Origin of the sequence: Bradyrhizobium sp. LTSP885 (assembly GCF_000938305.1) — a bacterium.
In the GTDB taxonomy this organism is placed as follows: domain Bacteria; phylum Pseudomonadota; class Alphaproteobacteria; order Rhizobiales; family Xanthobacteraceae; genus Bradyrhizobium.
Genome location: NZ_JYMT01000021.1, coordinates 13,464 through 25,778 on the forward strand (window position 1 = coordinate 13,464; position 12,315 = coordinate 25,778).

The 12,315-nt window shown below is 62.3% G+C and carries 12 protein-coding genes; 11 read left to right on the forward strand and 1 reads right to left on the reverse strand.

Translation table 11 applies throughout. The features are described 5' to 3' along the window. The first annotated feature begins 157 nt into the window (after positions 1-157). Positions 158-1,417, forward strand: coding sequence for an ABC transporter substrate-binding protein (locus UP09_RS13940; RefSeq protein ID WP_245301941.1), 1,260 nt, complete (start codon positions 158-160; stop codon positions 1,415-1,417). 54 nt (positions 1,418-1,471) lie between these two features. Here UP09_RS13940 and UP09_RS13945 read toward each other — a convergent pair whose 3' ends face one another. Further along, positions 1,472-1,954 carry a hypothetical protein gene (locus tag UP09_RS13945; RefSeq protein ID WP_044539153.1) on the reverse strand — a complete coding sequence of 161 codons (483 nt, stop codon included), beginning with the start codon at positions 1,952-1,954 and terminating at the stop codon, positions 1,472-1,474. A gap of 219 nt (positions 1,955-2,173) precedes the next feature. Between UP09_RS13945 and UP09_RS13950 the strand changes: the two genes are divergently transcribed. The 10 genes from UP09_RS13950 to UP09_RS13995 all read left to right on the forward strand — a co-directional run bounded on the left by UP09_RS13950 (position 2,174) and on the right by UP09_RS13995 (position 12,262). After that, positions 2,174-3,415: a branched-chain amino acid ABC transporter substrate-binding protein gene (locus UP09_RS13950; RefSeq protein WP_044538776.1), complete on the forward strand. Its 1,242-nt coding sequence runs from the start codon at positions 2,174-2,176 to the stop codon at positions 3,413-3,415. A 33-nt stretch (positions 3,416-3,448) separates the two neighbouring features. After that, entirely contained in the window at positions 3,449-4,399 is a 951-nt protein-coding gene (locus UP09_RS13955) for a branched-chain amino acid ABC transporter permease (protein ID WP_197082678.1), read from the forward strand. Further along, positions 4,396-5,676: a branched-chain amino acid ABC transporter permease gene (locus UP09_RS13960; RefSeq protein ID WP_044538778.1), complete on the forward strand. Its 1,281-nt coding sequence runs from the start codon at positions 4,396-4,398 to the stop codon at positions 5,674-5,676. Before UP09_RS13955 ends, UP09_RS13960 begins: the two co-directional genes overlap by 4 nt. Further along, on the forward strand, positions 5,673-6,425 hold the full coding sequence (locus UP09_RS13965; protein ID WP_044538779.1) for an ABC transporter ATP-binding protein: 753 nt from the start codon (positions 5,673-5,675) through the stop codon (positions 6,423-6,425). The genes UP09_RS13960 and UP09_RS13965 overlap by 4 nt, the downstream gene beginning before the upstream one ends. Then, the gene (locus UP09_RS13970; RefSeq protein ID WP_044539154.1) at positions 6,425-7,120 is read left to right on the forward strand and encodes an ABC transporter ATP-binding protein; all 696 of its coding nucleotides are present in this window, start codon (positions 6,425-6,427) and stop codon (positions 7,118-7,120) included. Before UP09_RS13965 ends, UP09_RS13970 begins: the two co-directional genes overlap by 1 nt. 106 nt (positions 7,121-7,226) lie before the next feature. After that, positions 7,227-8,291, forward strand: coding sequence for an amidohydrolase family protein (locus UP09_RS13975; protein ID WP_044538780.1), 1,065 nt, complete (start codon positions 7,227-7,229; stop codon positions 8,289-8,291). 19 nt (positions 8,292-8,310) lie between these two features. Further along, complete coding sequence (locus UP09_RS13980) at positions 8,311-9,423, forward strand: amidohydrolase family protein (RefSeq protein ID WP_044538781.1); 1,113 nt, start codon at positions 8,311-8,313, stop codon at positions 9,421-9,423. Positions 9,424-9,438: 15 nt separating this feature from the next. Beyond that, positions 9,439-9,852, forward strand: coding sequence for a Rieske (2Fe-2S) protein (locus UP09_RS13985; RefSeq protein ID WP_044538782.1), 414 nt, complete (start codon positions 9,439-9,441; stop codon positions 9,850-9,852). A 101-nt stretch (positions 9,853-9,953) separates the two neighbouring features. Then, on the forward strand, positions 9,954-11,435 hold the full coding sequence (locus UP09_RS13990; RefSeq protein WP_044538783.1) for an aldehyde dehydrogenase: 1,482 nt from the start codon (positions 9,954-9,956) through the stop codon (positions 11,433-11,435). A 209-nt stretch (positions 11,436-11,644) separates the two neighbouring features. After that, entirely contained in the window at positions 11,645-12,262 is a 618-nt protein-coding gene (locus tag UP09_RS13995) for a glutathione S-transferase family protein (protein WP_044538784.1), read from the forward strand. The last annotated feature ends 53 nt before the right edge of the window (positions 12,263-12,315 follow it).

A 12,315-nucleotide genomic window follows, 5' to 3' on the forward strand; every position in this document is an offset into this window, starting at 1 on the left:
CCACAAGTGCATGATGTCGGCTTTTGCTGGTGAAGCAGCCTTGCGCAAGCAACTCCCAACAAGAGTAATCATCCTGAGGCATGCCGTTTGCATAACCCTTCTTTGACAAGCGAATCTCATCCAGAAAACCGTGGCGTTGTCAGAGGAGCCAGCCGGGATGCCAAACACGAATGTGAAGTTGATGAGTTTTTTGGGCCGGGTTGCCAGCGCAATTCTTGTGGCCTTTCTAGTAGGTTTTGACGGGAGGGTTACAACAGCGCGAGCGGAACAAATTTCGGGCGGCGTTGTCAGGATCGGCGTCATCAATGATGCGTCCGGTCCGCTTGCTGATGCGACTGGTTCGGGAGGGCTCGTCGCCGCTAAAATGGCCGTCGACGATTTCCGTAAGAGCCACCCGAATATTGCAGTAGAAGTGGCGTACGCGGACCACCAGAACAAACCGGATGTCGGGGTCGCAATCGTGCGCAAATGGTTCGAGACCGACGGCGTCGACGTCGTTGCCGACGTGGGCAATTCGGCGGTCGGCCTCGCACTACAAAACCTGATCCGCGACAAGAACAAGATCGCGATTTACACTGCGGTCGCAACGACAGAATTGACCGGAAAGCAGTGCACGAAAACCGGCTTCGCCTGGCTCCACGATGCTTTCACGCTGGTCTCCGGACCGATCCGAACCCTTGTGGCGCAGGGGCAAGACACATGGTTTTTCGTAGCGGCCGATTACGCCTTTGGAAAGAACATGGTGTCAGAATCGCAACGCATCCTGGCGAGCGTCGGTGGAAAATCTCTTGGTGCAGTCTATCACCCGATGGCGAATACCGACTACAGCTCGTTTCTGCTTCAAGCCCAAAGTTCGGGTGCCAAGGTGGTCGCCTTCGCGAATACCGGCGATCAGGTCGTCAATTCAATGAAGCAGTGGAAAGAATTCGGGATGGACGACGGCAAGCAGCGGCCTGTTGCCGAACTGTTGTGGTTGACCGACGTCCATAGCATGGGACTCGACATAGCGGGAGGTCTCACCTCAATCGTTGCTTGGTATTGGGGGCTGAACGATGAAACCAGAGCGTTCGGTCATCGCTTCTTCGAATTGCATCATAGAATGCCCACAGCGCCCCAGGCAGCTCTCTACTCCGGCCTCTCGCATTACCTGAAAGGCGTCGCGGCGACAGGGTCAGACGACACCGATACCGTCGCGGCATGGATGCGCGAGAACGCGGTCGACGATTTTTACGCGCGAGGCTCCAAGCTCCGGGCGGACGGGAAGCTCATCCACGACTTCTACCTTTTCGAGGTCAAGAAAAAGTCCGAAGTGACGGAGCCCTGGGATTATTACAAAATCATTCGCCGTGTTCCAGCCGAGGAAGCGTTCTCTCCTCTCGCACAGAGCGAGTGTCCTCTCGTCACCCCAGCGAGGTAGTCCGCTCCAGAGGGCAGAGCAGACACGAGCTCGTCGGATTTATCAGTACACGCTCTAATTCCCTGGCTCGAACGTGCAATCGGCGCCGCCGCCGGCATTTTCCTTGATCACCTTCGGATCGAGCGTGCAGCTTAGCTTGGTCAGCCCCTCGAAGATCGTGCCGGCCGCGCCATCGGAGGGCACGCCGGCCAGCGCCTCGGTGGCGAAGATCTCGTTGGCTTCGCGGCCCTTCAAGGTGCTTGTGTGGCTGCCGAAGGTCAGCTCGCAGGAGCGTGATGTGATCGCTACATTGCTGGCGCGGCAGAGGATCTTGTCTGCGGTCACGGTGATCTTCTTCGTGTACGGAACATTGCTGTTGCCGTTGAAGAACGCGGCGACCGTCTTCTTCTCAGCAGCCGGCAGCGGCGAAAAGGGCGCGACCACGCCGGCGAGCGCCAGCGCCACCGAACCCGACGCCGTCGAAGGCGCGGCCGAGGCGGCGGAGACGGAGGCCATCAAAAGCGAAAGGATAAGGGTAGCTGATCTTCCAGATGTCATCATGTCCTCCTCTGGTCCGGACGATGGTCCAATGCACTGATATGACCGGTAACACATCCCGCAATTGCGGATGGTGAACTGGCTCATACGCTGTCGTGACAGCGCTGTGACCGGCATCGCCGGCGAGGCCGGCAATTGACTCAATCTTTGCGGGATGTACTCTCCGGCCCAACAAGATGAGGCCTGTCCAAAACAAGGACAGGGAGCAGGGAGGGCGCCATGAGCTGGTTACGGCTGGTTTGCTGTTCTGTTGCGATCCTGGGTCTGTTGTGTTCCGGACGGCCGGTTCTCGCCGAAGACACCATCAAGCTCGCTTACACCGATCCGTTCTCGGGTCCGTTCGCCTCGGGTGGCGACGAGTTCCTCAAGGTCTTCCAGTTCATCATTGCGCGAAAGAACGCTGCCGGCGGGGCGCTGGGCCGGAAGTTCGAGCTCGTTCCGTTCGACGACAAATTGCAGCCGGCCGAAGCGCTGATCGCGCTCAAGAGCATGACTGACCAGAACATCCCGTTCGTGATGCACTGCACCGGGTCCAATGTCGGCTCGGCGCTGATCGACGCGGTGTCGAAGCACAACGCGCGCAACCCTGATAACCGCATCCTGTATCTGAACTGCGGCGCGCTCGCCACCGAACTGACCAACGAGCAATGCGACTTCTGGCACTTCCGGTTTGCCGGCAGCGTCGACATGCGGGCGGCGGCGCGGATCAAGTCGCTGCCGGCCGATCTGAAGAAGGTTTATCTGCTCAACCAGGACTATCTGTTCGGCCAGTCGATCCAGCACGATACCAAGAAATGGCTGGCGAAGCTGCGTCCCGATATCGAGATCGTCGGCGATGAGCTGATGCCGTTCGGCAAGGTGCAGGATTTCTCGTCCTACGTCGCCAAGATCAAGGCGTCCGGCGCGCAGAGCGTCGTCACCGGCAATTACAATCGCGACCTCAACCTGCTGATCAAGGCATCGGTCGATGCCGGTCTCGACGTGCGCTTCGACACTTATTTGTCGCATCTGATCGGCGGCCCGACCGCGATCGGCGCGGCCGGCGAAAACCGCCTGACCTCGGTGATGGAATTCAACGGCAACGTCGCGGTCGACCAGAAGAGCGCCGACGCCGAGAAGCTTGCCAACGACTGGCGGGCCAACCACGCAACCGACTTCTCGACGCTCAACTTCCTCACCATGATCGATATGCTGACCAATGCGATCAACAAAGCGGGCTCGACCGATCCCTTGAAGGTGGCGCTCGCGCTCGAGGACATGCATGTGAAGGACCTGGTCGGCCAGGACAACATCATGCGCAAGGAAGATCATCAGCTGCTGATGCCGTATTACGCGGGTGTTTTCAGCAAGGATGTGAAGTTCGACTCGGAACATACCGGCTTCGGTTGGAAGAACATCATGACGGCAACCGCCGCCGATCTGACATTGCCGACGATCTGCAAGATGAAGCGCCCGGAATAGCCGGGCGGAAGGGGCGGCGAAACCGGGGGCGCAATCATGGAGATCGTCCTCGTTTCGCTGTTCAATGGCCTGGTCTACGGCATGCTGCTGTTCATGCTGGCGAGCGGGCTGACGCTGATCTTCAGCATGATGGGCGTGCTCAATTTCGCCCATGCCAGCATCTACATGATCGGCGCCTATCTCGCCTTCACCGTCAGTCAGTTGATCGGCTTCTTTCCCGCGCTGATCGTCGCGCCGCTGCTGTGCGCGCTGATCGGCGCGGCGATCGAGGTCTGGGGGTTGCGGCGGGTGCACCATAACGGCCACATCGCCGAGCTGCTGTTCACCTTCGGCCTCGTGTTCATCATCCAGCGCGGCGTGCAGATGATATGGGGCATGCTGCCGATGGCCTATCGGGTGCCGCCGAGCCTCGATTTTCCGCTGTTCACGGTCTATGGCGCCAACTTCCCGGCCTATCGCGGCTTCATGCTGCTGGTCTCGGTCGGCATGCTGCTCGCCACCTGGGTGTTGCTGAAGAAGACCCGCGTCGGCCTGATCATCCAGGCGGCGCTGACCCACCCGCAGATGGCCAGCGCGCTCGGCCACGACGTGCCGCGCGTCTTCACCGTCGTATTCGCCGGCGGCTGCCTGCTTGCCGGGCTGGCCGGCGTGATCGGCGGCAATTATCAGACCACCGAACCCGGCATGGCGGACGCGATGGGACCGATCGTCTTTGTCGTGGTCGTGTTCGGCGGCCTCGGCTCGCTGCTGGGCTGCTTCATTGCCTCGATCCTGATGGGGCTGATCCAGACCTTTGCCGTCGTCATCAATTATTCGCTGTTCGACCTGGTCAAGCCGCTCGGCGTGACGCTGCCGGGGGACAATCTGTTCACGGAGATCCTGACCATGCCGGTGGCGCGGATCGGCGCGCTGCTGCCGTTCGCACTCATGATCATCATGCTGCTGTTCCGCCCGCGCGGTCTGATGGGAACGCGCGACACATGATCGGCAGATCGGGTCAGAGCTGGGTCTGGATCGTCACGCTGATCGCGGCGATCGCCGCGCCCTGGGTGTTCTTCAACTACAATACCGGCCGCCAGTCCGGCTTCGTACTGTCGATGCTAAGCCAGATGGGCATGATGAGCGTCCTGGCGCTGTCCTACAACATGCTGCTCGGGCAGGCCGGCCTGTTCTCGTTGTGCCACGCCACCTTCTTCGGCATCGGCGGTTACGCGACCGTCCATTTCCTCACCATGGCCGGTGCCGGCAGTTTGCCGCTGCCGATCGAACTGATTCCGATCCTGTCGGGTCTGTGCGGGCTCGGCCTGGCGATCGTGTTCGGCTATATGGCGACCAAGCAGCGTGCCACGGCCTTTGCGATGATCACGCTCGGCATCGGCGAGTTGATGACGACGGCGGCGCTCAGTTTTCATCACTTCTTTGGCGGCGAAGGCGGCGTCAATACCAACCGCATGATCGATCACAGCCTGTTCGGGCTGAAATATGCCTCCAGCATCCAGGTCTATTATTTGATCCTGGCCTGGACGCTGATCGCTGCGCTGGCGATGTTCTTCCTGACCCAGACGCCGCTCGGGCGGATGGCGAACGCGACGCGCGACAATTTCGAGCGCGCGCAGTTCATGGGATACGACCCGCGTGTCGTGCGCTTCCTGCAGTTCGCGTTGTCAGGATTTTTCGCCGGTATCGGTGGCGGCCTCTACGCCATCACCTATGAGATCGTCACCTTCGATGCGCTCGCCGCGCCGTTGTCGGCGAATGCACTGCTGATGGCCTATATCGGCGGCACCGGCGTGTTCGGCGGCCCGATCCTCGGCGCGGTCCTGATCACCCTGCTGCAGAGCGGCGTCAGCCTGATGTCCAATTCCTGGCTGGTCTATGTCGGCGTGCTCTTCATCGGCATGGTGATCTTCGCGCCGCAGGGCATCATGGGGCTCGTGATGGTGCATCGGCCGATCGTCCGCGCCGGGCAGTTCGGCCGGCTGGCGATGCCCTATGCGCGGGTGATCGTGCCTGGTCTTCTGACGTTGCTCGGTTTCGTTGGCCTGGTGGAATTGACATCGTTTTTGACCATCGGTGCGGCCCAGGGCAAGACGCTGGTGCTGTTCGGCCGCAAGATCGATGTCCACGCGGTGCTGCCGTGGTCGGCCGCGACCATTTGCCTGCTCGGCGGGATGGCATGGCTGCGGATCGAAGCGCGGTCGTTCCGGCGCATCTGGGAAAAGCTGATGGCCGAGCTCAAGCCGCAGCGGAGCGCGGCATGACCGAGACCGCGCTCAGCCTGCGCAACCTGACCAAGGCGTTTGGACCGACCGCGATCATCCGTGGCGTCAATCTCGAGATCGCAAAGGGAGAACGCCACGCCATCATCGGTCCGAACGGCGCCGGCAAGACCACGCTCTTCAATCTGATCAGCGGCCGTTTTCCGTCGTCGTCGGGCGAGATCCTGCTCAACGGCGTCAGGGTCGACCAACTGCCGCCGCACCGGATCAACCGGATGGGCCTGTCGCGGAGCTTTCAGATCACCTCGATCTTCCACCGTCTGTCGGTGTTCGAAAACCTTCGCTGCGCGCTGCTCTGGAGCATGGGCTATCGCTATTCGTTCTGGACCGCGCTGGGGATGCAGCGCGCGCTGAACGAACGCACCGATCGGATGCTGGAAGAGCTCAACCTTGCATCGCGGCGCGATACCGCCGCGGGCCTGCTGTCTTACGCCGATCAGCGCGCACTCGAGATCGGCATGACCATCGCGGGCGGCGCGTCCGTCATCCTGCTCGACGAGCCGACCGCCGGCATGAGCAACACCGAGACCGACAACGCCGTCGAACTGATCCGTCGCGTCTCCGAAGGCAAGACGCTGGTGATGGTGGAGCACGACATGAAGGTGGTGTTCGATCTCGCCGACGTGATCACGGTGCTGGTCTATGGCCAGGTCATCGCGTCGGGGCCGCCTGCGGCCGTGCGTGCCGATCCGGCGGTGCAGGAGGCCTATCTCGGCCGGCTCGCCGCATGATCCTCGAAGTCAACAATCTTCACGCCTACTACGGCCAGAGCCACATTCTGCACGGCGTCGATATCGATGTCGGCGACGGCGAGATCGTCAGCCTGTTGGGACGCAATGGCGTCGGACGATCGACCGTCTGCAAGGCGATCATGGGCCTGGTTCCGGCGCAGGGCAGCGTCAAATTCAAGGGCCGCGACATCACCGGCCTGCGGCCGAACCAGGTGGCGCATGGCGGCATCGGCTACGTGCCGGAAGACCGCCAGATCTTTCCGACGCTGACGGTGCGGCAAAATCTCGAGCTCGGGCTGAAGCGCGCGGGCAAATTCGGCCGCTGGAATTTTGCCGACGTTTACCGGCTGTTTCCCAATCTGGAAGCGCGGCAGGATATTGCGGCGGGGCTGCTCTCCGGCGGCGAGCAGCAAATGCTCACGATGTGCCGTACGCTGATGGGCGATCCCGACCTGATCCTGATCGACGAGCCGACCGAGGGGCTAGCGCCAAAGCTGGTCGAGCAGGTCGGCGCGTTGCTGGCGGAGATCTCCCGGCGCGGCGTTTCCATCCTGCTGGTCGAACAGAAGCTGGCGATTGCGCTGAAAATCTCGGCGCGGCTCTACGTGATGGGCCACGGCCGGATCGTGTTTCGGGGCACCCCAGCCGATTTCGGCGAGAATTCCGTCGTGCGCAAGGAGTGGCTGGAGGTTTAGGGAATGGCTGTTCCGCGGCGTATTGGCTTGCGCTCCTACATGCCCGGCGGCACATTCGGCCAGCGGCGCGACATAGCCGCCAAAAGCAAAGCCTGAGGAAACCTCGATGGCGGCCATGCGCATCGACTGCGACATCCATCCCGCGGTGGGGGGAACGCGCACCACGCTGCTGCCCTATCTCAACGATCACTGGAAGGAACAGGTGGTCAGCCGCGCCATCGACGGGCTCGACCTCAACTCCTATCCGCCGTCGATGCCGCTGTCGGGCCGCGCCGATTGGCGGCCATCCGACGGCAGCAAGCCGGGCTCTGATCTCGCCATGGTGCAGCGCGGCGCGTTCGACCAACTCGGCGCCAGCCATGCGATCTGCAACGTGGTCTACGGCGCGCAGGCGGTGTTCGATCCCTATATGGCGGCCGACTTCTGCAAGGCGATCAATGACTGGATCGCGGCGGAGTGGCTGTCGAAAGACAAGCGGCTGCGCGCCTCGATCGTGGTGCCGATCCAGGCGCCTGATCTGGCGGTCGAGGAGATCGAGCGCAGGGCCGACGATATCAGATTCGTGTCGGTGCTGGTGCTGTCGCAGGGCGAGATGCTGCTCGGGAGGCGGCACTATTGGCCGATCTACCAGGCCGCGGAGAAGTACAAGCTTCCGATCGCGATCCATGCCGGCAGCGCCTACCGGGGTGCGCCAAGTTCGATCGGCTGGCCCTCCTATCGCTATGAATATTATCTGGCGGAAGCGCAGGCGTTTCAGGCGCAGACCCTGAGCCTGATCTATGAGGGCGTGTTCGGCAAGTTTCCGGGGCTGAAGGTCGTGCTGATGGAGTCAGGCGTGAGCTGGCTGCCGGCCTTCATGTGGCGCGCCAACAAAACCTGGCGTGGCGTGCGCGTCGAGGTGCCGTGGGTCGAGCGCGAGCCGGCCTCCATTATCCGCGACCATTTCCGCGTCGCCATGCAGCCGTTCGACGGTCCGCCGGATGCGACCGGTGTCGAAGATATCATCGACCAGATCGGCTCGGACAAGATGTTCCTGTTCGCGTCCGACTATCCGCACTGGCAGTTCGACGGCGACGATCCGATCCCGCCGCATCTGCCGAAAAGCCTCGTCACGCGGATGTGCGAAGACAATCCGCTGGAAACCTTTCCGCGTTTGAAGCTGGACGCTTGAACAAACCAAGGAGGATCGCATGAGTGATGTCATCGACCGCCCGATGCTCGATCAGGAGAAGACCGCGGCGACGCGCTTGCGGATCATCGACTGCGACATCCATCCGAGCATCCGTTCGCACGATGACCTCAACGAGTTCCTGCCGAAACGCTGGCAGCAGCATCTGAAGGAATACGGCAGCCATCTGCGCACGCCCTATATCGGCACCACGCCCTATCCACGTTCCTCGCCGCTGATCGCGCGGCGCGATGCCTGGCCGCCGACCGGCGGGGTGCCCGGTTCCGACCTCGATTTCATGCGCAAGCAGCATCTCGATCCGTTCGATGTCGAGTTCGGGATTTTGCAGGTGCTCGACCTCTTCATCTTCTCGCAGCAAAATCTCGAATTCGGCGCCGCGATCCAGCGCGCCATCAACGATTGGCAGCTCGCGTTCTGGGCGCACCGCGATCCCAGGCTGAAGGCCTCGATCCTGGTCGGACAGGACGGCAGCGACCTCGGCCTTGCCGAGATTGATCGCTGCGCCAAGTCAGGCGAATACATCCAGATCAACGTCTCGCCGCGCGCCAATGAGCCGCTCGGCCGCCGCGGCTACTGGCCGATCTATGCGCGTGCGCAAGAGCTCGACCTGCCGCTCGGCATCCATGTCGGCGGCTATGGCGGGCATGCGCCGACCGGCGGCGGCTGGCCGTCCTATTATTGCGAGGAGCATCAGTCCAACGCACATACGATGGCGTCGATGCTTACGAGCCTCGTGCTCGAAGGCGTGCCTGAGCGCTTCCCGAAGTTGAAGATCGTGTTCATCGAGGGCGGCTTCGGCTGGATCCCGTCGGCGATGTGGCGGATGGACCAGCATTTCGAGCGCTTCCGCAGCGAGGTGCCGCATCTCAAGCGCAAGCCGAGCGAATATGTGAAGGAGCATTTCTGGTTCACGACCCAGCCGATCGACGAGCCGGATGAAGCAAAGCACCTGCGCTCGCTGATCGAATGGGTCGGCATCGATCGTCTGCTGTTCTCGTCGGACTATCCGCACTGGGACTATGACGACGCGCGCTTTGCGTTCAAGACGCCGCTGACCGAGGCCGAGCGGCGCAAGATCTTCAACAGCAATGCCCGCGCGGTCTACAAGTTCTGAGCTTCAAGGATTGTAATGGCCCGTCACATCGTCGCGCGCACCAGCGAGATTCCGGCCGGCGGCAACAAGGTGTTCGGCGTCGAAGGGCGCGACATCGTCGTGTTCCACGTCAACGGCGAGTTCTTCGCGCTGCTCAATCGCTGCCCGCATGAAGGCGCGCCGCTGGAGAAGGCGGCCTGTGTCGCCCGGCTCACTTCGCCAGAACCCGGCATCTATCAGCGCGACCGCGTCGGCGAGATGCTGCGCTGTCCGTGGCACGGCTGGGAATTCGACATGCGCAACGGCCAGTCCTGGTTCGATCCGAGCCGGTTCAGGATCCGCTCCTATCCGGTCGCGGTCGAAAGCGGCGAGGAATTGCAGAAGGGGCCTTATGTGGCCGAGACGTTTCCGGTGCATGTCGAGGACAATTACGTGATTGTCGAGGTGTAGGGCCTGTGCTGTTGAAGCAGCGCTGCAGCGCCCTTCGTTGTCACGACGTCACGGAATGCATTATATCGTTATGCATCGTCTAGCCTCGACGGGAGAGTACCGTGAAAACCTACCAGCTTTTCATCAACGGCCAGTATGTTGACCCCGCCAACGGCGAATGGTTCGACACGATCGATCCCTATCGCGGCGAGGCCTGGGCGAAGATTCCGCGCGGGTCCGCCGCCGATGCCGACAAGGCCGTGAAGGCGGCCAATGAGGCGATGTGGCGCGGCCCGTGGTCGAAGATGACGGCGTCGGCGCGCGGCAAGGCGATGCGCAAGCTCGGCGACCTCGTTGCCGCGAATGCCGAGCGTCTCGCCGAGATCGAGGTGCGCGACAACGGCAAGCTGATGGCGGAGATGCTGGGCCAGGTGCGCTACCATTCGGAATGGTGGTGGTACTTCGGCGGGCTGGTCGACAAGCTCGAAGGCGGCCTGGTGCCGATCGACAAGCCTGATACCTTCGCCTACACGACGCACGAGCCGGTCGGCGTCGTTGCGGCGCTCACCGCCTGGAATTCGCCGCTGCTGTTCGTCGCCTGGAAATGCGCCGCCGCGCTTGCCGCCGGCTGCGCCGTTGTCGTCAAGCCGTCGGAATTCACCTCCGCCAGCACGCTGGAATTTGCCGCGCTGACCAAGGAGGCCGGGATTCCGGATGGCATTTTCAACGTGGTCACCGGTTTCGGACCCGAGGCCGGGTCCGCGCTGATCTCGCATCCCGGCGTCGCCAAGATCACCTTTACCGGATCGGACACGACCGGCGCGAAGGTCTACGAGACCGCGGCGAAAAGCCTGAAGCGCGTGTCGCTCGAACTCGGCGGCAAGTCCCCCAACATCGTCTTCGAGGATGCCGATCTGACCGCTGCGGCGGCGGGCGCGATCTCCGGGATATTCGCAGCCACGGGGCAGACCTGCATCGCCGGATCGCGCCTGCTGGTGCAGAATTCGATCAAGGACAAGTTCGTCGAACGCGTTCTGGAGCTGGCGCGGACCGCCAAGATCGGCGATCCGATGCGCTCGGACACCAATGTCGGCCCGATCACCACGCCTGCGCAGTACAAGAAGGTGCTCGACTACATCGATATCGCGAAGGCAGAGGGCGCGCGCTGCCTGCTCGGCGGCAAGCCGGCGTCCGGCGCCGGCATCATCGGCGGCCAGTTCGTCGAGCCGACGATCTTCACCGATGTCGACAACTCGATGCGGATCGCGCGTGAGGAAGTGTTCGGGCCGGTGCTCTCGATCATCGGCTTCGACACCGAGGACGATGCCGTTCGGATCGCCAACGACACCATCTACGGCCTTGCCGCAGGTATCTGGACCAAGGATCTCGCGCGCGCCATCCGTGTGCCGAAGCAGCTGCGCGCCGGCACCGTGTGGGTGAACTCCTATCGCGCCATCAGCTACATGATGCCGTTCGGCGGCATGAAGTATTCGGGTGTCGGGCGGGAGAGCGGCATCGATGCGGTCCGCGAGTATCTGGAAACCAAGAGCGTCTGGATCTCGACCGCCCAGGACGTTCCCGCCAACCCGTTCGTGATGCGCTGATCGACCACGAAGCCGCCCCCCTCAAAGGGGCGGCTTCACCGCGCGGAGTTGGTGGTCTGATTGGCCCTCGAAGTCCTCATCATGGCCATATTGTTGCGGTAACTGCAATAATGAAGTGTCGATTCCGATAATTATCATTACGACTGCAATGAGCCATCTTCAGGTCGCGGATCGGGAATGACCCCGTCCACGATCTCGGGAACGGCATCATGAAGCTCTATCACTATCCTTTGTCGGGTCACGCGCATCGCGCGCGCCTGTTCATGTCGCTGCTCGGAATTCCGCATGAGCTGGTCGAAGTCGACCTGAAGTCGGGTGCGCACAAGACCCCGGAATTCCTGGCGCTCAATTCGTTCGGCCAGGTGCCGGTGTTGGACGACAACGGCACCATGATTTCCGATTCCAACGCGATCCTGGTTTACCTCGCGACAAAACTTGGCCGAACCGACTGGCTGCCCACGGATGCGAAGGGCGCCGCCGGTGTCCAGCGCTGGCTGTCGGTAGCCGCCGGGGACGTGGCATTTGGCCCGGCGGCGGCGCGGCTCGTCACCGTGTTCGGCGCAAAATTCAATCCGGAGGATGTGATTGGCCGCGCGCATGTCCTGCTGAAGCGGCTTGAGGCCCATCTGGCCGACCGCGATTGGGTGGTCGGCACCGGGCCGACGATCGCGGACGTGGCGCTGTACAGCTATCTGTCCAGTGCGCCTGAAGGCAACGTCGATCTGTCCGCATATCCTCGTGTCAACGCGCTGCTGCGGCGGATCGAGGCGCTGCCGGGCTTCGTGCCCTTCGCCAAGACGGCGGTCGGTCTGGCGGCTGCTGCATGACGCGCTGACCGGGCGCGCTTGCGGGGCGCGCCCGTCCAACCCCGAAGGGGAGG